Here is a 19,623-nt window from a genome sequence, read left to right on the forward strand (position 1 = left end):
ACAAGAGGGCCGCAAAGCGGCCCCCTACGGGCTCAATGCATCTGCACGATCTGCTTGTCCGCCATGCGCCAGATCAAGCGGCTGGTGTCGTAGCCCTGCTGACGGGCCTTGGCCAGCAGGCTCTCGCGCTCCCATGCCGGCAGGGTCGGCGTACGCGACAGTATCCACAGGTACTTGCGGTCGGGGCTGCCGACAATGGCCGTGCGGTAGCGGTCGTCCACGTACAGGATCCAGTATTCGCCCTTGGTCAGGCCCGGTACCAGGCGGGTGAACCAGTTGTCGAACTCCACCCACAACCTGTCGGTATGCCCCGGCTGCTGGATGTTGGCATGCCCCTCGGCGCGCAGCCATTCGTCACCCATGGTGCGGCAGCGGCTCAGCACCCCGTACGAACCATCAGGCTTGAGGTTGTAATGCGCCTCGGACTGGGCGCATTCGCTCTGGTAAGGCATGGGCAAGCGCGCCAGCTCGTACCATTTGCCCTGGTAGCGCTTGAGGTCGATATCGCCGGCGGTCTTGGGTGCCAACGGGTCGTTGGCCGACGTGGCGCAGCCACCCAGCAGCATCACCAGGCACAACCCCAGCAGCAGGTGCAGACGCGTCATTTGAGGCCCTGCCCTGAATACATCAGTACTTTGTCAGCCGCATACTGCACGCTGATGAAGCTCTTTTCGTCCCCCCAGGTACAGCTGCTCATGCCCAGTGCGCCGGAGCACTCGGTGGGCGTGCCGAGCAGTTGCTCGACCTCGGCCTTGTTCATGCCGGCCTTGAGCTTGGAATAGTTTTCCTGATTGATCTTGCTGCACGCAGTCAGGATGACGCACAGGGACAACAGGGCGAGGGAACGCAACGACATGAAGGAACACTCCTGAAAGGTGGATGCAGGCGAGAGGCCTGCAGGGACCTTCGACGGGAAAAACGGTCCCTGGTTCCCTGACAGGCCTTTTTCGTTCTACACCGTTGGTCGGCAGGCGCTCAAGCCCTTGGCGGATGCCTACCCAGGCAACACGCCGCACATCAGCAGCGGCCTCAAGGAAGTCGAGCTGGATGGGCGCAAGCAGTTCATCAGTTTCACCCACGTCGACGGCGTGCCCTCAGCGGACTGGTACGTGGCCCTTGTGGTCGACCAGGACGCGGCATTCGCCATGCTCAGCGAGCTGCGTACCTCGGCCATCGTCGCGACGCTGATCGCGATACTGGTCATCATCGCCCTGCTCGGTCTGCTGATCCGCGTGTTGATGGAGCCCTTGCACCTGATGGGTCGCGCCATGCATGACATTGCCGAAGGCGAAGGTGACCTGACCCGGCGCGTGGCCATCCACGCGCAGGACGAGTTCGGCAGCCTTGGCCAGTCGTTCAACCGTTTCGTCGAGCGTATTCACGAATCGATCCGCGAAGTGGCCTCGGCCACTGGCCAAGTCAATGCGGTGGCCACGCAGGTGGTGAGCGCCTCGAATGCCTCGATCCACAATGCCGACCAGCAGGCCAGCCGCACCAACAGCGTGGCCGCGGCCATCAACCAGCTGGGTGCCGCAGCCCAGGAGATCGCCCAGAACGCAGCGCTGGCTTCGCAACACTCCAGTGAGGCACGCGGCCTGGCCGAAGACGGCCAGCAGGTGGTCGGGCGCACCATCGATGTGATGAACCAGCTGTCGGCGCGCATCAGCGATTCATGCGGCAACATCGAGACGCTCAATGCCCACACCGCCAACATCGGCCAGATTCTCGATGTGATCAGCGGCATTTCCCAGCAGACCAACCTGCTGGCCCTGAATGCCGCGATCGAGGCGGCCCGTGCCGGTGAAGCCGGGCGCGGTTTTGCCGTGGTCGCCGACGAAGTCCGCAACCTGGCGCACCGCACTCAGGAGTCGGCGCAGCAGGTCCAGCGCCTGATCGAGGAATTGCAGGCCGGTGCCCAGATGGCCGTCAGCACCATGAACCAGAGCCGTGAGCACAGCGACCAGAGCGTCGGGATTGCCAACCAGGCCGGTGAGCGCCTGGGCAGCGTGACCCAGCGTATTGGCGAAATCGATGGCATGAACCAGTCAGTGGCTACCGCTACCGAGGAGCAGACGGCGGTGGTCGAGTCGATCAATGTCGACATCACCGAGATCAATACGCTGAACCAGGAAGGGGTGCAGAACCTGCAGAGCACCTTGCGTGCCTGCACCGACCTTGAACACCAGGTCGAACGGTTGAAGCACCTGGTAGGGAGTTTCAGGATCTGAAACGAACGGGGCCGCTTTGCGGCCCCATTCATCACTCAAAACCTGGAGCCAGGCTCCAGCAAAAAGTCCATTTCTTCACTGGTGCTCGGCCGCTCCAGCAACAGATTGCGATGCGGGAAGCGCCCGAACCGGGCAATCACCCGCTGGTGCTGCTCGGCATAGTCGAGGAACCCTTCGAACAACCGACGGTTGGCCTCGGGCTGCTCATCCAGCAGCACCTGGTACCGCTCAACGCACAGGTTCTGCCAGTCCAGCACCTCGGCATGCTCCAGCACCAGCAGCACGAATACCCGCTGGATCGGCAGCAGCTGGTAATCCCAGCCCTTCTGCAGCCCCTGCATGGCCACCACCTGGGCACGCCGGTCGCCCTCGAAAGCGCGCGGCGTGTCGCGGTAGATCATGCGCGGCAGCTGGTCCAGCAGTATCAACAGGCCGAGCCAGCCCTGAGGGCTTTGCTGCCACTCCTCGAGCCCACCCGCCAGGGCATGCTCGACGAGCTCGCCAAACAGCGCCTGGGCTTCGGCATCGTGATGCTTGCCGAACCACAGCGTGCTCTTCTCGTCAGCCACGGCCTGGGGACTGGTGCCCCAACCGAACCACCACTCCAGCAACGGCTGCCAAGGTGCGAGCATGATTTACTCCTTGTGATAGGCGGTGACGCGCTCGACCTCTTCCTTCGAGCCGAGAATCACCGATACACGCTGGTGCAGGCTCTCTGGCTTGATGTCGAGGATGCGTTCGTAACCGTTGGTAGAAGCGCCGCCGGCCTGCTCGATGATGAACGACATCGGGTTGGCTTCGTACATCAGGCGCAGCTTGCCCGGCTTGCTCGGCTCGCGGGCGTCGCGCGGGTACATGAACAGACCGCCACGGGTCAGGATACGGTGCACGTCGGCCACCATCGAGGCGATCCAGCGCATGTTGTAGTTCTTTTTCAGCGGCCCGGTCTCACCGGCCAGCAGCTCGCCCACGTAGCGCTGGACCGGGGCTTCCCAGTGGCGCTGGTTGGACATGTTGATGGCGAACTCGGCGGTGGTTGCCGGGACCTGGATGTTTTCGTGGGTCAGCACGAAGCTGCCCAGCTCACGGTCCAGGGTGAAGCCCTTGACGCCGTTGCCCAGGGTCAGGATCAGCATGGTCTGCGGGCCATAGATGGCATAACCGGCGGCGACCTGCTCGGTACCTGGCTGCAGGAAGGCGTTTTCGTTCAGGGTTTCGTTCTGGCTCAGGTATTCGTTAGGGCAACGCAGTACCGAGAAGATGGTGCCGACCGAAACGTTGACGTCGATGTTCGACGAGCCGTCCAGCGGGTCGAAGACCAGCAGGTAGGCACCTTTGGGGTATCGGCCCGGGATCTGGTAGGCGTTGTCCATTTCCTCGGACGCCATGCCGGCCAGGTGGCCGCCCCACTCGTTGGCCTCGAGCAGGATATCGTTGGAAATCACGTCGAGCTTCTTCTGCACTTCGCCCTGCACGTTTTCAGTGCCCATGCTGCCCAGCACGCCGCCAAGGGCGCCCTTGGACACGTGATGGCTGATTTCCTTGCACGCACGCGCCACCACTTCGATCAGGAAGCGCAGATCGGCAGGGGTATTGTTGCTGCGGGTCTGCTCAATCAGATAGCGACTCAAGGTAACGCGGGACATGTATGGCTCCGAAAGGATGGGGGAGAAAAACCCCCGCAGTTTACAGGGAGAGTTCAATGCTAGCGAGTAAAGAGACACGCCTGGGCAGTCAGACGGCACAACAGGTCGGTAGTTCAGCGCTCACCAGGCCGATGGTCAGGTGGGGCCGCTGTGCGGCCCCAAGCCTCAATCCAGCACCTTCCAGATCTCGGTCGCATACTCGCGAATGGTCCGGTCCGAAGAGAACCACCCCATTCGCGCGGTGTTGAGCACCGCCATCCGCCACCACGCCTGCGGCGTATGCCACAACTCCTCCACCCGCCGCTGGGCATCCCAGTAAGCATCGAAGTCGGCACAGACCAGGAAGCGGTCGTAAGCCACCAACCCGTCGATCAGCCCGGCATAGCGCGACGGATCATCGGGGGAGAACACGCCACTGCGGATCGCCTGCAGCACATCGTTCAAGCGGTGGGAGGCGGCTATCGCGGCCACGGCACCAAAATCACCGTCACGCTTGCGCGCCTCCACCTGCTGCGCGGTCAGGCCGAAAATGAACATGTTGTCGGCACCCACCTGTTCGCACATCTCGACGTTGGCGCCATCGAGGGTACCAATGGTGAGTGCACCATTGAGCCCGAACTTCATGTTGCTGGTGCCCGACGCCTCGTAGCCGGCCGTGGAAATCTGCTCCGACAGGTCCGCCGCCGGGATGATGCTCTCGGCCAGGCTGACGTTGTAGTTGGGCAGGAACACCACCTTTAGCAGGCCGCGCACGGTAGGGTCGTTGTTGACCACCCGGGCGATGTCATTGGCCAGCTTGATGATCAGCTTGGCCTGGTGGTAGCTGGCTGCGGCCTTGCCGGCAAAGATCTTCACCCGCGGCACCCAGTTGGTGCCCGGGTCGTTACGGATGGCCTGGTACAGCGCCACGGTGTGCAGCAGATTGAGCAGCTGGCGCTTGTACTCGTGGATGCGCTTGACCTGCACATCGAACAGCGCCTCAGGGTTGACCGTAACGCCCACCCGCTCCTGGATGATGCTGGCCAACGCGCGCTTGCTGTGCAGGCGCTGCGCGGCGAACTGCTTGAGGAAGCCGCCCTTGTCGGCGAACGGCACCAGGTTGGCCAGGCGCCCTTGCGGGTCGTCAAGCAACTCTGGGCCCAGGGCATCCACCAGCATCGCCGTCAACTGCGGGTTGGACTGGTACAGCCAGCGGCGGAAGGTAATGCCGTTGGTCTTGTTGTTGATGCGCTGGGGGTAGAGCTTGTGCAACTCGGAGAACACCGTGCTTTTCATCAGCTTGCTGTGCAGCGCCGATACCCCGTTGACGCTGTGCGAGCCGAGAAACGCAAGGTTGCCCATGCGCACCCGGCGGCCGTTGTCTTCCTCGATCAGCGACACCGCCCGCAGCACGTCGAAGTCATGCAGGCCTTTCGCGCGCAGGGCATCGATATGGTAGGCATTGATCAGGTAGATGATCTGCATGTGCCGCGGCAGCATGCGCTCCATCAGGGCCACCGGCCACGTTTCCAGCGCTTCTGGCAGCAGCGTGTGGTTGGTGTAGGCCAGGGTGCCGACGGTCAGCTCCCAGGCTTTTTCCCACGGGATTTCATGCTGGTCGACCAACAGCCGCATCAATTCGGCCACGGCAATCGACGGGTGCGTGTCGTTGAGCTGGATGGCCGCAGCATCCGGCAGGTTGAGCAAGTCCTTGTGCATGTTCAAGTGGCGTCGCAGCAGGTCCTGCAGCGACGCCGAGACGAAGAAGTATTCCTGGCGCAGGCGCAGTTCCTGCCCCGCTTCTGTGCTATCGGCCGGGTACAGCACCCGCGAGATGCTCTCGGCGCGAGCCACTTCGGCCACCGCGCCAAGGTGGTCACCGGCATTGAAGCGCTCCAGATGCAGCTCCTCCAGCGCCCGCGCGCGCCACAGGCGCAAGGTGTTGACGCTGGAGCCCCGCCAGCCGACCACTGGCGTGTCGTAGGCCACCGCACGTACCGTCTCGCCCGGCCACCACACCTGACGTTGCTGACCATGGGTATCTTGCACCGTTTCGACGCTGCCGCCGAAACTGATCGGGTAGATCACCTCGGCGCGCTCGAACTCCCAAGGGTTGCCGAAATCCAGCCAATTTTCGGTCTGTTCCTGCTGCCATCCGTCGACCATGGCCTGGCGGAACAGCCCGTGCTCATAGCGGATGCCGTAGCCGTGGGCGGCGATGCCCAGCGTCGACATGCTCTCCATGAAACAGGCGGCCAGACGGCCCAGGCCACCATTGCCCAGTGCGGCGTCCGGTTCCAGCAGGCGGATGCGCTCCAGGTCCACGTCCAACCCCTCCAGCGCATCACGGGCGATGTCCAGCAGGCCAAGGTTGCTCAGGCTGTCGTAGAGCAGGCGCCCGATGAGAAACTCCAGAGAGAGGTAATAGACCCGTTTCTGGCTGCGCCGGTAGGCCTGACGGGTGTGATCCATCCAGTGATCGACCATGTGATCACGGGCAGCCAGGGCAATGGCCTCGAACCAGTCGTGGTCAAAGGCGTGCTCCGGGTCCTTGCCGACCGCGTAGGTCAGCTTGTCCAGTACAGCGGCGCGAAAGTCGGCCACCTCGGCGTCACGTGCTTTGGGTTCCTGGGACATGCGGCATCCTCGGGCAAATTGGCAAAAGCGGCGGGAGAGTGTTGAGACTAGACCCTTCGACAGGGAGTGACAGCCTCGGTTCGCAGTTTTCATGCCGGCTTGGCCAATCCGGCAAAAGGTTGTTCACAAATTGAACAACTCCGGTATGATCGCGCGCCCCAAGACCGTGATCCGCCACCTATAACGATGAAAACGACCCTGATTGCCGCAGCCGAAGTCGACCGCCTGGAAACCTGGCAGCGCTATGCCAGCCACATGTGCGGGGGCTGCCATTCGACCTGCTGCACCCTGCCTGTGGAAGTGAAGATCAAAGACCTGATCCGCATCGGCGTGGTGGATGAGTTCGAAAAGGACGAACCGCCAAAGAACGTGGCCAAACGCCTGCAGAAGGAAGGCATCATCGAACGCTTCAACCAGAAGTCGGGGATCTTCACCCTGACCCGGATGAGCAACGATGATTGCATGTATTTGGACCGCAAGAGCCGGCTGTGCACCATTTATGACAAGCGCCCGGATACTTGCCGGAACCACCCGAAGGTAGGGCCGCGGCCGGGGTATTGCGCTTACAAGCCCAAGGTGGCCACGCGCTGATCATTGGCCTCACCGCCCCAAAATCGTTGCGCAAGGACCTGTGGAAGCCGGCTTGCCGGCGATGAGGCCGGTACAGCTGATACAAAAAGCCCAGACAAAAAAAACGCCCCCGGCCTTTCGACCGGGGGCGTTTTCATTCAGCCTGAGCTAACTCAGTTCTTGGCTTTCTTGGCAGCGCGGGTACGCTCGCCTTCGTCCAGGATCTTCTTGCGCAGACGGATCGACTTCGGCGTAACTTCGCACAGCTCGTCGTCCTGGATGAATTCCAGAGCCTGTTCGAGGGTGTGACGAACCGGCGGAACCAGGGCGATGACTTCGTCTTTGCCCGAAGCACGCATGTTGTCGAGCTTCTTGCCCTTGGTAGGGTTCACGCCCAGGTCGTTGTCACGGCTGTTCAGACCGATGATCTGACCGTTGTAGATCTCCTGGCCGTGCTCGACGAACAGCTTGCCGCGCGCCTGCAGGGTTTCCAGGGAGTAGGTCAGTGCCTTGCCGGTCTCGACCGAAACCAGTACGCCGTTGAGGCGGCCGGACATCTGGCCCGACTTCATGGTGTCGTAGCGATCGAAGATCGAGGTCAGGATGCCTGCGCCGTTGGTCAGGGTCAGGAACTGGTTACGGAAGCCGATCAGGCCACGGGCTGGAATGTTGTACTCCAGGCGAACACGGCCCTTGCCATCCGGAACCATATTGGTCAGGTCGCCTTTACGCAGGCCCATTTCTTCCATGACCTTGCCCTGGGATTCTTCAGGGATGTCGATGGTGACGTTCTCGAACGGTTCCTGCTTGACGCCACCGACTTCGCGGATGATCACTTCAGGACGGCCTACGGCCATCTCGAAGCCTTCACGGCGCATGGTTTCGATCAGTACCGACAGGTGCAGCTCACCACGGCCCGATACCTTGAACTTGTCAGGGGAATCGGTTTCCTGAACGCGCAGAGCAACGTTGTACAGCAGCTCTTTGTCCAGACGGTCCTTGATGTTACGGCTGGTGACGAACTTGCCTTCCTTGCCGCAGAACGGCGAGTCGTTGACCTGGAAGGTCATCGAAACGGTTGGCTCGTCAACGGTCAGCGGCTTCATCGCTTCGACGGCTGTCGGGTCGCACAGGGTGTCGGAGATGAACAGCTCGTCGAAACCGCTGATGCAGACGATGTCGCCAGCCTGGGCTTCTTCGACGTCGATACGGTGCAGGCCGTGGTGGCCCATCAGCTTGAGGATACGGCCGTTACGCTTCTTGCCGTTGGTGTCGATGGCGACCACCGGAGTGTTCGGCTTCACGCGGCCACGGGCGATACGGCCAACGCCGATAACACCCAGGAAGCTGTTGTAGTCCAGTGCCGAGATCTGCATCTGGAACGGGCCTTCACGGTCAACGTCCGGCGCAGGTACGTTGTCGACGATCGACTGGTACAGCGGGGTCATGTCTTCGGCCATGGCGGTGTGGTCCAGACCGGCGATGCCGTTCAGGGCCGAGGCGTAGACCACTTTGAAGTCCAGCTGCTCGTCGGTAGCACCGAGGTTGTCGAACAGGTCGAAGATCTGGTCCAGAACCCAGTCAGGACGGGCGCCCGGACGGTCGACCTTGTTGATCACGACGATCGGCTTCAGGCCGGCTTCGAAGGCCTTCTTGGTCACGAAGCGGGTTTGCGGCATAGGGCCGTCCTGGGCGTCGACCAGCAGCAGCACGGAGTCGACCATGGACATTACACGCTCAACCTCGCCACCGAAGTCGGCGTGGCCGGGGGTGTCGACGATGTTGATGTGGTAGCCGTTCCAGTTGATGGCGGTGTTTTTCGCCAGAATGGTAATGCCGCGCTCTTTTTCCTGGTCGTTGGAGTCCATTACGCGCTCGTCGTTGAGCTCGTTACGTTCCAGGGTGCCGGACTGACGCAGGAGTTTGTCGACCAGGGTGGTTTTACCATGGTCAACGTGGGCGATGATGGCGATGTTACGCAGATTTTCGATCACAACTGTATCTCGATCAGAGGATTCGGTTGCCGCCAGTCTAGGCGGCCAATATGAAGGTAAAAGGCTCAGCGGGCCCGGCGGTCGGGAGGGCGATGGCGGATGCTGCCGCCATACAGCCCTGGGGTCTTATGCCGGACGATAAACACGCACATTGGCATGTCCCTCACTGAGCAGGTGGTGTGCGTGCAATCGGCTCATCACACCTTTGTCGCAATACAGCAAGTACTGGCGGGTTTCATCCAGCTGCTTGAACTTGCTGTTGATCGCGTAGAACGGCATCACCTGAACTTCGATACCCTCGAGCACCAAAGGCTCGTCTTCCTGGGCGTCAGGGTGACGGATGTCGATCACGATCTGGCCTGGCAGCGCTTCGCTTACTTCCTCGATTTCCACGTCCTTGCCCAGCTCGTCGATCACGTGGTCGATCGAGATGAACTTGGCACGTTCGAGGGCGCGCTCCAGCACGGCCATGTCGAACTGCTTCTCTTCATGCTCCATGCGGTGACGCTTGGCATGGGTGGTCGGGTTCACCGAGATCACGCCGCAATATTCAGGCATGTGCTTGGCGAAGTCGGCGGTGCCGATTTCGGTCGCCTGGTCGATGATGTCCTGCTTGTGGCTGGCCAGCAATGGGCGCAGCACCAGCTTGTCGGTGGCCGAGTCGATGATCGACAGGTTCGGCAGCGTCTGGCTGGACACCTGGGAAATCGCCTCGCCGGTGACCAGCGCATCGATTTCCAGACGATCGGCCATGCGCGCAGCGCCGCGCAGCATCATGCGCTTGAGGGTCACGCCCATGTAGCTGTTGTCGACCTTGTTGAGGATCTCGCCGACCACTTCTTCGAACGGCACGCTGATGAACAGCACGCGCTGGCTGCTGCCGTACTTTTTCCACAGGTAGTGGGCCACTTCCATCACGCCCAGTTCGTGGGCACGGCCGCCGAGGTTGAAGAAGCAGAAATGGGTCATCAGGCCGCGACGCATCATCTGGTAGGCCGCCACGGTGGAGTCGAAACCGCCGGACATCAGTACCAAGGTCTGCTCCAGGGCGCCCAGCGGGTAGCCGCCGATGCCTTGGTGCTGGTTGTGGATCACGTACAGGCGCTGGTTGCGGATTTCGATGCGCACCGTCACTTCAGGTTGCTTCAGCTCGATGCCAGCGGCGCCGCACTGCTGGCGCAACTGGCTGCCAACGTAGCGGTCGACGTCCATCGAGGTGAAGTCATGGTGGCCCCCGCGCTTGCAGCGCACGGCGAAATACTTGCCGGCCAGCAGGTGGCCGAAGTGCTGCTTGCACTTGGCGACGATATCGTCGAAGTCACCGAGCGGGTATTCCTCCACCTGCAGGAAGTGGGTAATGCCCGGGGTGCAGGTGAGCCGCTCGATCATCTCGCGCTGGACTTTTTCGTCTTCGACGCGGGTGACCACTTCGAGGTTGTCCCAGACACCATCGACCGCGAGCTCAGGGTCGAGGTCCTTGAGCACGTTGCGGATGTTCTTGCCGAGCTGGCGGATGAAGCGCTTGCGTACCGGCCGGCTCTTGATGGTGATTTCTGGGAAGACTTTGACGATAAGTTTCATTGGTTAACAGCGCGCGCAGGGCCTGCCGAAAAATGAGGGGCGCGAATTATATCGGAAATTGCTCAGGATTTGACCAACTTTTGTACAGAAGGTTGGATTTATATTGCCTGTACTGGCCTCATCGCCGGCAAGCCAGCATCTACAGGACGTCGGTAGGCCTCAAGACTGCGCTTAGGGTGTGGGAGCTGGCTTGCCAGCGATGAGGCCCTTAAAGGAAGCACACAACCCGATCTGTGCACGCTATTGGTGCGCCCACAGCAAAAGCCGCCTCGTAAGGGTGCGTTTTTCGCCGCCAAACCGCCGCCAAATGCCCGCAAACGCCCCCTTTTATCCCGGCCTCGCCATTTTCGGGCACTGGCATGCAATTTGCTCCCTTGTGAGGCAGGTAAGCTTGGCCGACTATCCGCGCCCGGCAACACCCTTTTTTCCAGGGCAGCGGCCCACCGCGCTCTAGACCATCCGGAGGACAACATGTCGAAGTCGGTTCAACTCATCAAAGATCATGACGTCAAGTGGATTGATCTGCGTTTCACGGACACCAAAGGCACTCAGCATCACGTGACCATGCCAGCGCGTGATGGCCTGGACGAAGACTTCTTCGAAGTCGGCAAGATGTTCGACGGCTCCTCCATCGCTGGCTGGAAAGGCATCGAAGCCTCCGACATGATCCTGATGCCGGTCGACGATACCGCCGTACTGGACCCGTTCACCGAAGAGCCGACCCTGATCATCACCTGTGACATCGTCGACCCGTCGAGCATGCAGGGCTACGATCGCGACCCGCGTGCGATCGCCAAGCGCGCTGAAGAGTACCTCAAGAGCACCGGCATCGGTGACACCGTCTTCGCCGGCCCAGAGCCTGAGTTCTTCATCTTCGACGAAGTGAAGTTCCAGTCGGACATCTCCGGCTCGATGTTCAAGATCTTCTCCGAGCAAGGCTCGTGGATGACTGGCGCTGACGTGGAAGGCGGCAACAAAGGTCACCGTCCTGGCGTCAAAGGCGGCTACTTCCCGGTTCCGCCGTTCGACCACGACCACGAAATCCGTACTGCCATGTGCAACGCACTGGAAGAGATGGGCCAGACCGTCGAAGTTCACCACCACGAAGTGGCGACTGCCGGCCAGAACGAAATCGGCGTCAAGTTCAACACCCTGGTGAAGAAAGCTGACGAAGTACAGGCCCTGAAATATGTCGTGCACAACGTTGCCGACGCCTACGGCCGTACCGCCACCTTCATGCCAAAGCCACTGTACGGCGACAACGGCTCGGGCATGCACGTGCACATGTCGATCTGGAAAGACGGCAAGAACACCTTCGCGGGTGAAGGCTATGCCGGCCTGTCCGAAACCGCCCTGTACTTCATCGGCGGCATCATCAAGCACGGTAAGGCCCTGAACGGCTTCACCAACCCGTCGACCAACTCCTACAAGCGCCTGGTTCCAGGCTTCGAAGCCCCGGTAATGCTGGCCTACTCGGCACGCAACCGTTCCGCCTCGATCCGTATCCCTTACGTCGGCAGCCCTAAAGCCCGCCGTATCGAAGCGCGCTTCCCGGACCCATCGGCCAACCCGTACCTGGCTTTCGCAGCCCTGCTGATGGCTGGCCTGGACGGCATCCAGAACAAGATCCACCCAGGCGATGCTGCCGACAAGAACCTGTACGACCTGCCGCCTGAAGAGGCGAAAGATATCCCGCAAGTTTGCGGCAGCCTGAAAGAAGCTCTGGAAGAGCTGGATAAAGGCCGTGCGTTCCTGACCAAGGGCGGCGTGTTCTCCGACGACTTCATCGATGCCTTCATCGAACTGAAGAGCGAAGAAGAGATCAAGGTCCGTACCTTCGTGCACCCGCTGGAATACGAGCTGTACTACAGCTGCTGATTTGATTGGCGCATTGCGCCGATGAAATCCCGGAAACGGCCTTCTCATGAAGGCCGTTTTTGTTTTTCCAGCCGTCCCGATCGGAAGCGCCCCAACACCCTGGCGCCATACGCCACGCGCACCGATGCTCTATATTGGTGCAATGCAACGTTGCATGCCCCGCCCCGCACCCCAAAACAGGTCACGTTGAACGGTAAATCAGTGCTTTCTGGTCCGAATAGGCGCAATTTCGGGGGTTTATAAAGCAATCCCGCTTCTTTTCGGAGCCTTGGTTTGTTTCTTGCATTTTCTACGCAAAGAGCCTGGCATGAGCAGATCCATAGTGCGCCGGCCACGCTCACCGCCATGCCCGGCAAGCGCCAAAAGAGGTCAACGACGCCTTATGACCATCAGCGATGCACAGCACCGTCTGCTTCTGGACAACCTGACCACCGCCACGCTCTTGCTTAACGCCGAGCTGCGCCTGGAATACATGAACCCGGCTGCGGAAATGCTCCTGGCCGTGAGTGGGCAGCGCAGCCACGGGCAGTTCATCAGCGAACTGTTCACCGAATCGTCCGAGGCGCTCAACTCCCTGCGCCAGGCGGTCGAGCAGGCGCACCCGTTCACCAAGCGCGAAGCCCAATTGACCTCGCTGACCGGCCAGACCATCACCGTTGACTATGCCGTGACGCCCATCCTGCACCAGGGCAACACCCTGCTGTTGCTGGAGGTACACCCGCGTGACCGCCTGCTGCGCATCACCAAGGAAGAAGCCCAGCTGAGCAAGCAGGAAACCACCAAGATGCTGGTCCGCGGCCTCGCCCACGAGATCAAGAACCCACTGGGAGGCATCCGTGGCGCGGCGCAACTGCTGGCCCGGGAGTTGCCCGAAGATGGCCTGCGCGACTACACCAACGTGATCATCGAAGAGGCCGATCGCCTGCGCAACCTGGTCGATCGCATGCTCGGTTCGAACAAGCTGCCATCGCTGGCCATGACCAACATTCACGAAGTCCTTGAGCGGGTCTGCAGCCTGGTCGACGCAGAAAGCCAAGGATGCATCACTTTGGTGCGCGATTATGACCCGAGCCTGCCGGACGTGCTGATCGACCGCGAACAGATGATCCAGGCGGTACTGAATATCGTGCGCAACGCGATGCAGGCGATCAGCTCACAGAACGAGTTGCGCCTGGGCCGCATCACCCTGCGCAGTCGCGCGATGCGCCAGTTCACCATCGGCCATGTGCGCCACCGACTGGTGGCCCGCGTCGAGATCATCGACAACGGCCCCGGCATCCCCAGTGAACTGCAAGACACCCTCTTCTATCCCATGGTCAGTGGCCGCCCGGACGGTACCGGGTTGGGCCTGGCCATTACCCAGAACATCATCAGTCAGCACCAAGGCCTGATCGAGTGTGAAAGCCACGCCGGCCACACCGCCTTTTCGATCTTCCTGCCGCTGGAACAAGGAGCCACCGCCTCATGAGCCGAAGTGAAACCGTATGGATCGTCGACGATGATCGCTCCATCCGCTGGGTCCTGGAAAAAGCCCTGCAACAGGAGGGCATGACCACCCAGAGCTTCGACAGCGCCGATGGCGTGATGGGCCGCTTGGCCCGGCAGCAGCCGGACGTGATCATTTCCGACATTCGCATGCCCGGCGCCAGCGGCCTCGACCTGCTGGCACAGATTCGCGACCAACACCCGCGCCTGCCGGTCATCATCATGACCGCCCATTCCGACCTGGACAGCGCAGTGGCGTCGTACCAGGGGGGCGCTTTCGAGTACCTGCCCAAACCGTTCGATGTCGATGAGGCGGTCTCGCTGGTCAAGCGCGCCAACCAGCATGCGCAGGAGCAGCAAGGCCTCGATGTGCCCCAGGCCCTGGCCCGTACGCCGGAAATCATCGGTGAAGCCCCGGCGATGCAGGAGGTGTTCCGTGCCATTGGGCGGCTGAGCCACTCCAACATCACCGTGCTGATCAATGGCGAGTCCGGTACCGGCAAGGAGCTGGTGGCCCACGCCCTGCACCGCCACAGCCCGCGGGCGGCCTCACCGTTCATTGCCCTGAACATGGCCGCCATACCCAAGGACCTGATGGAGTCGGAGCTGTTCGGCCACGAAAAAGGCGCCTTCACCGGCGCGGCCAACCTGCGACGCGGCCGCTTCGAGCAAGCGGACGGCGGCACCTTGTTCCTCGACGAAATCGGTGACATGCCTGCCGATACGCAGACCCGCCTGCTGCGGGTGCTGGCCGATGGGGAGTTCTATCGTGTGGGCGGCCATGTGCCCGTAAAGGTCGATGTGCGAATCATCGCTGCAACCCATCAAAACCTCGAGTCACTGGTACAGGCTGGCAAGTTCCGTGAAGACTTGTTCCATCGCCTGAACGTGATCCGTATTCATATCCCGCGCCTGGCCGACCGCCGCGAGGACATCCCCGCGCTGGCACGCCACTTCCTTGGCCGCGCCGCTCAGGAGTTGGCCGTCGAACCGAAGCTGCTCAAGCCGGAAACCGAAGAATTCATCCGCAACCTGCCTTGGCCTGGCAACGTCCGCCAGCTGGAAAACACCTGCCGCTGGATCACCGTCATGGCGTCCAGCCGCGAAGTGCTGGTCGGCGATCTGCCGCCCGAATTGCTCAACCTGCCGCAGGACGCTGCACCGGTGACCAACTGGGAGCAGGCGCTGCGCCAATGGGCCGACCAAGCCTTGGCACGCGGGCAATCCAACCTGCTGGACAGCGCCGTGCCCAGCTTTGAACGGATCATGATCGAGACGGCGCTCAAGCATACTGCCGGGCGCCGCCGGGATGCAGCGGTGCTGCTGGGGTGGGGGCGCAATACCCTGACCCGCAAGATCAAGGAACTGGGGATGAACGTGGATGGCGGGGATGATGATGAGGGCGATGATCACTGACTTCCCGCTGAATCAGTAACACCGTTGGGGCCGCTTGGCGGCCCCAACCATTTCCGGCCCATGCACCGAAGCTGTGCCAGCTGCACCGCGCCAAGGCACAAATCCCCTCAAAAACCGGCCAGATCGCCCTGAAACCCAATGTTTCCAGGCTTTTCAAAACTGGCACGCCACCTGCAATACGTAATGTATCTCCAGTTTCGGGGGCCTCGGTACAGGCAGGCCGGGAATCCCCTCTTTTACACGCAGTAGCGCAAGCTTTGGGGACCCTGGTACAGGCAGGCCGGGACATCCCCTCTTTTATTCGTGCAGCCTCACCTGCACCCGCCAGCGCCCCGCGTCCTCTGCACCGGCCCATTCGCCACGCAGAGGGCGCGCGGCAATCACGCTCAGCAGCAACCCTTCCTCACTTTTCTGCAAACGCCAGCTCACCGGCTTGCCCTGCAGGGTCAGTTGCCCACGCTGGGCTTTACCTTCGGCCTGGAACAGCAACGCGACCGTACCCTGGACATTCTCGCCATGCAGCTTCGGTTCATCGTTGAACCACAGGTCCAGCCCGTCCTGCACCACCTCCACCCGCTCAAGCACGAGCGCTTCGGGTGCAGTCAGACGGCCGATCATCAAACCGACCATCAAGCCGACGATCGCCAACGAGAGCAAAACCTTCGGCAAGCCCTTCGAACGCACATCAGGTTCGGGGGTAGAATGCTCGCCATCTTCACGCTTGGAGCCGTGCATGTTTCACGTCATCCTCTTTCAACCTGAAATTCCGCCCAATACCGGCAATATCATTCGCCTCTGCGCCAACAGTGGCTGCGCGCTGCACCTGATCGAACCGATCAGCTTCGAGCTCGACGACAAGCGGCTGCGCCGTGCTGGGCTGGATTACCACGAGTATGCCACGCTCAAGCGCCACGAAAGCCTGGCCGGATGCCTGGAGAGCCTGGGCAACCCACGCTTGTTCGCCTTTACCACAAAGGGTTCGCACCCGTTTCATGAGGTTGCCTACCAGCCGGGCGACGCCTTCCTGTTCGGGCCGGAAAGCCGTGGCCTGCCGGCCGAGGTGCTGGACAGCCTGCCGGCCGAGCAACGCCTGCGCCTGCCGATGCGGCCGGGGTGCCGCAGCCTGAACCTGTCCAACACCGTGGCGGTGACGGTGTATGAGGCGTGGCGGCAGCAGGGGTTTGCCGGGAGCTGACAAGCCCGAAGCAGGCAGCCGGGTAATAAAAAGGCGACCTCGAAGGTCGCCTCTTTGCTACCGGGCAAAATTACTGCACGGTCGGTGCTTCGCCCGCTTCCTGCATGCGCTGCATCTCTTGCGCGTACAGGGCGTCGAAGTTGACCGGCGACAGCATCAGGGCCGGGAACGAACCACGGGTCACCAGGCTATCCAGGGTCTCGCGGGCGTACGGGAACAGGATGTTCGGGCAGAACGCGCCGAGGGTGTGGCTCATGGAAGAGGCGTCGAGGTTCTTGATCAGGAAGATACCAGCCTGCTGAACTTCAGCGATGAACGCCACTTCGTCACCATTCTTGACGGTCACCGACAGGGTCAGCACCACCTCGTGGAAGTCGCCTTCCAAAGCCTTCTGCTTGGTGTTCAGGTCCAGGGCAACGCTCGGCTCCCAGGTCTGACGGAAGATCTGCGGGCTTTTCGGGGCCTCGAACGACAGGTCGCGCACGTAGATACGCTGCATGGAGAACTGAGGGCTGTTGTCTTCGGCTGCTGCGCCGTTGGTCTGTTGGTCAGTCATGGCAGATCCTTATCCTAATGTTTTTGAATGCAGTGCAAATCAGGCCTTGAGCAGCGCGTCGAGCTTGCCGGCGCGCTCCAGGGCGTAGAGGTCATCGCAGCCACCGACATGGGTACTGCCGATCCAGATCTGCGGCACCGAAGTCCGGCCGGCCTTCTGGCTCATCTCGGCGCGTACCTGCGGCTTGCCGTCGACCTTGATTTCCTCGAAGGCCACGCCCTTGCTCTCGAGCAGGTACTTGGCACGCATGCAGTAAGGGCAGTAGTCGCTGGAGTAGACGATGACGTCGTTCATATCACTTCACCAGGGGCAGGTTATCGGCTTTCCAGCTGGAAACGCCACCGCTCAGCTTGGCGGCGGTATAACCAGCCTTGAGCAGTTCGCGGCAGATGGTGCCGGACTGCTGGCCCATTGCGTCGACGACGATCAGGGTCTTCTCTTTGTGCTTGTCCAGTTCGGTCATGCGGGTGGCGACCTTGTCCTGCGGGATGTTCACCGCACCAACGATGTGGCCGGCGGAGTATTCCTTGGCAGGGCGGATATCGATGACAAGGCCCTTCTCGGCATTGACCAGGGCGGTCAGTTGGCCATTGCTCAGGCTCTGGCCGCCACGGCGGATTTCATTGAGCAGCAGCAGGACCAGCAGAACAACGAAGATCGCAACCAGGATGTAGTGATCTGTCGCGAATTGAATCAGGTGAGCAACCATCAGCGGTGTTCCAGGCGATTGAAAATGCCGGCCAGTATACACAGCCCCCAATGACCACCAAAGTCCGACAGGCCGGTGGGAAAACTACCTTCCCGTTCTCGCGGGCGCCGCGCTGGTCAGGGAACAGGACGAATATTCGCCGCAGGTGGCGCATTTGCCCTAAAATGCGTGTCTTTATCATCTTTGAACAACCGTGAGTTTGATTGATGACGAGTACGCCCAAACCCCTGGTCCTGATCATCCTGGATGGCTTCGGCCACAGCGAAAGCCCCGAATACAACGCCATCTATGCCGCCAACACTCCGGTCTATGACCGCCTGCGTGCCACCGCGCCGCATGGCCTGATTTCCGGTTCAGGGATGGACGTCGGCCTGCCGGACGGGCAGATGGGCAACTCCGAAGTCGGTCACATGAACCTGGGCGCCGGCCGTGTCGTCTACCAGGACTTCACCCGCGTCACCAAGGCCATTCGCGACGGCGAGTTCTTCAAGAACCCGGTGCTGACAGGCGCGGTGGACCAGGCTGCAGGTGCCGGCAAGGCCGTGCATATCCTCGGCCTGCTCTCCGACGGCGGCGTACACAGCCACCAGGACCACCTGATTGCCATGGCCGAACTGGCCGCGCAGCGTGGCGCCGAGAAGATCTACCTGCATGCGTTCCTCGACGGTCGTGACACCCCGCCGCGCAGCGCGCAATCGTCCATCGAGCTGCTCGATTCGGCCTTTGCCAAGCTTGGCAAAGGCCGAATCGCCAGCCTGATCGGCCGTTACTACGCGATGGACCGCGACAACCGCTGGGACCGCGTGAGCGCCGCCTACAACCTGATCGTCGACAGCGTTGCCGAACACACTGCAGACAGCGCTGTTGCCGGGCTCGAAGCGGCCTATGCGCGCGACGAGAGCGACGAATTCGTCAAGGCCACGCGTATTGGCGAAGCGGTGAAGGTCGAAGATGGCGATGCCGTAATCTTCATGAACTTCCGCGCCGACCGCGCACGTGAGCTGTCGCGCGTGTTCGTCGAAGCCGATTTCAACGAGTTCCCACGGGCACGCCTGCCGAAGCTGGCCGCCTACATCGGCCTGACCCAGTACTCGGCGAAAATCCCGGCCCCGGCGGCGTTTGCCCCGGCCAGCCTGAACAATGTGCTGGGTGAATACCTGGCCAAAAACGGCAAGACCCAGCTGCGCATCGCCGAGACCGAGAAATACGCACACGTCACCTTCTTCTTCTCCGGGGGGCGCGAAGAACCGTTCGAAGGCGAAGAGCGCATCCTGATCCCGTCGCCGAAAGTCGCCACCTACGACATGCAGCCGGAAATGAGCGCCCCAGAGGTCACCGATCGCATCGTCGAGGCCATCGAGCAGCAGCGCTACGACGTGATCGTGGTCAATTACGCCAACGGTGACATGGTCGGCCATACCGGCGTGTTCGATGCCGCAGTCAAGGCCGTCGAAGCCCTGGACGGCTGTGTCGGTCGCATCGTCGAGGCACTGGACAAGGTCGGCGGCGAAGCGTTGATCACCGCAGACCACGGCAACGTCGAGCAGATGGAAGACGAATGCACCGGCCAGGCGCATACGGCCCACACCACCGAGCCGGTACCGTTCATCTATGTCGGCAAGCGCCAGGTCAAGGTTCGCGAGGGCGGCGTACTGGCCGACGTGGCGCCGACCATGCTCAAGCTGCTTGGGCTGGAAAAACCTGCGGAAATGACCGGCACCTCGATTCTGCTCGAGGATTAAGCGGCAA

At 61.5% G+C, this 19,623-nt stretch carries 17 protein-coding genes and 1 pseudogene; 7 read left to right on the forward strand and 11 right to left on the reverse strand.

The genetic code is table 11. From position 1 onward, the window contains the following. Positions 1 to 32: 32 nt before the first annotated feature. Both ACMGGN_RS20300 and bamE read right to left on the reverse strand, forming a co-directional pair. Positions 33 to 605: a lipocalin family protein gene (locus ACMGGN_RS20300; protein WP_115273394.1), complete on the reverse strand. Its 573-nt coding sequence runs from the start codon at positions 603 to 605 to the stop codon at positions 33 to 35. After that, positions 602 to 856: an outer membrane protein assembly factor BamE gene (gene bamE, locus ACMGGN_RS20305; protein WP_012312368.1), complete on the reverse strand. Its 255-nt coding sequence runs from the start codon at positions 854 to 856 to the stop codon at positions 602 to 604. The genes ACMGGN_RS20300 and bamE overlap by 4 nt, the downstream gene beginning before the upstream one ends. Before the next feature lie 118 nt (positions 857 to 974). Between bamE and ACMGGN_RS20310 the strand changes: the two are divergent. Next, positions 975 to 2,228: pseudogene (locus tag ACMGGN_RS20310) on the forward strand (methyl-accepting chemotaxis protein); the annotation flags it as partial. A gap of 35 nt (positions 2,229 to 2,263) precedes the next feature. On the opposite strand, the gene ACMGGN_RS20315 reads toward ACMGGN_RS20310, so the two are convergent. The 3 genes from ACMGGN_RS20315 to ACMGGN_RS20325 all read right to left on the reverse strand — a co-directional run bounded on the left by ACMGGN_RS20315 (position 2,264) and on the right by ACMGGN_RS20325 (position 6,490). Beyond that, complete coding sequence (locus tag ACMGGN_RS20315) at positions 2,264 to 2,860, reverse strand: DUF924 family protein (protein ID WP_012312366.1); 597 nt, start codon at positions 2,858 to 2,860, stop codon at positions 2,264 to 2,266. Between the two features lie 3 nt (positions 2,861 to 2,863). Next, positions 2,864 to 3,874: a class 1 fructose-bisphosphatase gene (locus ACMGGN_RS20320; protein WP_012312365.1), complete on the reverse strand. Its 1,011-nt coding sequence runs from the start codon at positions 3,872 to 3,874 to the stop codon at positions 2,864 to 2,866. 165 nt (positions 3,875 to 4,039) lie between these two features. Next, complete coding sequence (locus ACMGGN_RS20325; RefSeq protein WP_115273393.1) at positions 4,040 to 6,490, reverse strand: glycogen/starch/alpha-glucan phosphorylase; 2,451 nt, start codon at positions 6,488 to 6,490, stop codon at positions 4,040 to 4,042. Positions 6,491 to 6,676: 186 nt separating this feature from the next. Between ACMGGN_RS20325 and ACMGGN_RS20330 the strand changes: the two genes are divergently transcribed. Next, a complete protein-coding gene (locus ACMGGN_RS20330; RefSeq protein ID WP_115273392.1) occupies positions 6,677 to 7,081 on the forward strand; it encodes a YkgJ family cysteine cluster protein in 405 nt (134 codons plus the stop codon). A gap of 152 nt (positions 7,082 to 7,233) precedes the next feature. On the opposite strand, the gene typA is transcribed toward ACMGGN_RS20330, so the two are convergent. Both typA and thiI read right to left on the reverse strand, forming a co-directional pair. Further along, positions 7,234 to 9,054: a translational GTPase TypA gene (gene typA / locus ACMGGN_RS20335; RefSeq protein ID WP_046784993.1), complete on the reverse strand. Its 1,821-nt coding sequence runs from the start codon at positions 9,052 to 9,054 to the stop codon at positions 7,234 to 7,236. A 126-nt stretch (positions 9,055 to 9,180) separates the two neighbouring features. Beyond that, entirely contained in the window at positions 9,181 to 10,635 is a 1,455-nt protein-coding gene (thiI, locus tag ACMGGN_RS20340) for a tRNA uracil 4-sulfurtransferase ThiI (RefSeq protein ID WP_039604090.1), read from the reverse strand. Positions 10,636 to 11,106: 471 nt separating this feature from the next. Here thiI and glnA point away from each other — a divergent pair, with 471 nt between their 5' ends. From glnA to ntrC, 3 genes are all read left to right on the forward strand, one after another. Further along, positions 11,107 to 12,513 (forward strand): type I glutamate--ammonia ligase, encoded by a 1,407-nt coding sequence (gene glnA, locus ACMGGN_RS20345; RefSeq protein ID WP_012312360.1) that lies wholly within the window; start codon positions 11,107 to 11,109, stop codon positions 12,511 to 12,513. A gap of 382 nt (positions 12,514 to 12,895) precedes the next feature. Next, on the forward strand, positions 12,896 to 13,981 hold the full coding sequence (gene glnL, locus ACMGGN_RS20350; protein ID WP_046784991.1) for a nitrogen regulation protein NR(II): 1,086 nt from the start codon (positions 12,896 to 12,898) through the stop codon (positions 13,979 to 13,981). Further along, positions 13,978 to 15,414 (forward strand): nitrogen regulation protein NR(I), encoded by a 1,437-nt coding sequence (gene ntrC / locus ACMGGN_RS20355; protein WP_039603934.1) that lies wholly within the window; start codon positions 13,978 to 13,980, stop codon positions 15,412 to 15,414. Before glnL ends, ntrC begins: the two co-directional genes overlap by 4 nt. Positions 15,415 to 15,711: 297 nt before the next feature. Here the strand turns inward: ntrC and ACMGGN_RS20360 are convergent, their stop codons facing one another. Beyond that, on the reverse strand, positions 15,712 to 16,149 hold the full coding sequence (locus ACMGGN_RS20360) for a hypothetical protein (RefSeq protein ID WP_046784990.1): 438 nt from the start codon (positions 16,147 to 16,149) through the stop codon (positions 15,712 to 15,714). Between ACMGGN_RS20360 and trmL the strand changes: the two genes are divergently transcribed. After that, entirely contained in the window at positions 16,148 to 16,609 is a 462-nt protein-coding gene (gene trmL / locus ACMGGN_RS20365) for a tRNA (uridine(34)/cytosine(34)/5-carboxymethylaminomethyluridine(34)-2'-O)-methyltransferase TrmL (RefSeq protein WP_011531803.1), read from the forward strand. The genes ACMGGN_RS20360 and trmL overlap by 2 nt on opposite strands. A gap of 70 nt (positions 16,610 to 16,679) precedes the next feature. Here the strand turns inward: trmL and secB are convergent, their stop codons facing one another. The 3 genes from secB to ACMGGN_RS20380 are packed head-to-tail and all read right to left on the reverse strand — an operon-like array spanning position 16,680 to position 17,874. Further along, complete coding sequence (gene secB, locus ACMGGN_RS20370) at positions 16,680 to 17,165, reverse strand: protein-export chaperone SecB (protein ID WP_012312355.1); 486 nt, start codon at positions 17,163 to 17,165, stop codon at positions 16,680 to 16,682. A gap of 39 nt (positions 17,166 to 17,204) precedes the next feature. Then, positions 17,205 to 17,459 (reverse strand): glutaredoxin 3, encoded by a 255-nt coding sequence (gene grxC / locus ACMGGN_RS20375; RefSeq protein ID WP_046784989.1) that lies wholly within the window; start codon positions 17,457 to 17,459, stop codon positions 17,205 to 17,207. Position 17,460: 1 nt separating this feature from the next. Continuing rightward, complete coding sequence (locus ACMGGN_RS20380; RefSeq protein WP_046784988.1) at positions 17,461 to 17,874, reverse strand: rhodanese-like domain-containing protein; 414 nt, start codon at positions 17,872 to 17,874, stop codon at positions 17,461 to 17,463. Positions 17,875 to 18,080: 206 nt separating this feature from the next. Between ACMGGN_RS20380 and gpmI the strand changes: the two genes are divergently transcribed. After that, positions 18,081 to 19,616: a 2,3-bisphosphoglycerate-independent phosphoglycerate mutase gene (gpmI, locus tag ACMGGN_RS20385; protein ID WP_125923655.1), complete on the forward strand. Its 1,536-nt coding sequence runs from the start codon at positions 18,081 to 18,083 to the stop codon at positions 19,614 to 19,616. Positions 19,617 to 19,623 lie beyond the last annotated feature (7 nt).

It is taken from the genome of Pseudomonas sp. BNK-30 (genome assembly GCF_047456185.1).
Taxonomy (GTDB): Bacteria; Pseudomonadota; Gammaproteobacteria; order Pseudomonadales; family Pseudomonadaceae; genus Aquipseudomonas; species Aquipseudomonas putida_E.

Excerpts from the sequence above, each read along its gene's own strand:
- ACMGGN_RS20300 (WP_115273394.1), bottom strand. The coding sequence starts at position 605 with ATGACGCGTCTGCACCTGCTGCTGGGGTTGTGCCTGGTGATGCTGCTG.
- bamE (WP_012312368.1), bottom strand. The coding sequence starts at position 856 with ATGTCGTTGCGTTCCCTCGCCCTGTTGTCCCTGTGCGTCATCCTGACT.
- ACMGGN_RS20315 (WP_012312366.1), bottom strand. The coding sequence starts at position 2,860 with ATGCTCGCACCTTGGCAGCCGTTGCTGGAGTGGTGGTTCGGTTGGGGC.
- ACMGGN_RS20320 (WP_012312365.1), bottom strand. The coding sequence starts at position 3,874 with ATGTCCCGCGTTACCTTGAGTCGCTATCTGATTGAGCAGACCCGCAGC.
- ACMGGN_RS20325 (WP_115273393.1), bottom strand. The coding sequence starts at position 6,490 with ATGTCCCAGGAACCCAAAGCACGTGACGCCGAGGTGGCCGACTTTCGC.
- ACMGGN_RS20330 (WP_115273392.1), top strand. The coding sequence starts at position 6,677 with ATGAAAACGACCCTGATTGCCGCAGCCGAAGTCGACCGCCTGGAAACC.
- thiI (WP_039604090.1), bottom strand. The coding sequence starts at position 10,635 with ATGAAACTTATCGTCAAAGTCTTCCCAGAAATCACCATCAAGAGCCGG.
- glnA (WP_012312360.1), top strand. The coding sequence starts at position 11,107 with ATGTCGAAGTCGGTTCAACTCATCAAAGATCATGACGTCAAGTGGATT.
- glnL (WP_046784991.1), top strand. The coding sequence starts at position 12,896 with ATGACCATCAGCGATGCACAGCACCGTCTGCTTCTGGACAACCTGACC.
- ntrC (WP_039603934.1), top strand. The coding sequence starts at position 13,978 with ATGAGCCGAAGTGAAACCGTATGGATCGTCGACGATGATCGCTCCATC.
- trmL (WP_011531803.1), top strand. The coding sequence starts at position 16,148 with ATGTTTCACGTCATCCTCTTTCAACCTGAAATTCCGCCCAATACCGGC.
- ACMGGN_RS20360 (WP_046784990.1), bottom strand. The coding sequence starts at position 16,149 with ATGCACGGCTCCAAGCGTGAAGATGGCGAGCATTCTACCCCCGAACCT.
- secB (WP_012312355.1), bottom strand. The coding sequence starts at position 17,165 with ATGACTGACCAACAGACCAACGGCGCAGCAGCCGAAGACAACAGCCCT.
- grxC (WP_046784989.1), bottom strand. The coding sequence starts at position 17,459 with ATGAACGACGTCATCGTCTACTCCAGCGACTACTGCCCTTACTGCATG.
- ACMGGN_RS20380 (WP_046784988.1), bottom strand. The coding sequence starts at position 17,874 with ATGGTTGCTCACCTGATTCAATTCGCGACAGATCACTACATCCTGGTT.
- gpmI (WP_125923655.1), top strand. The coding sequence starts at position 18,081 with ATGACGAGTACGCCCAAACCCCTGGTCCTGATCATCCTGGATGGCTTC.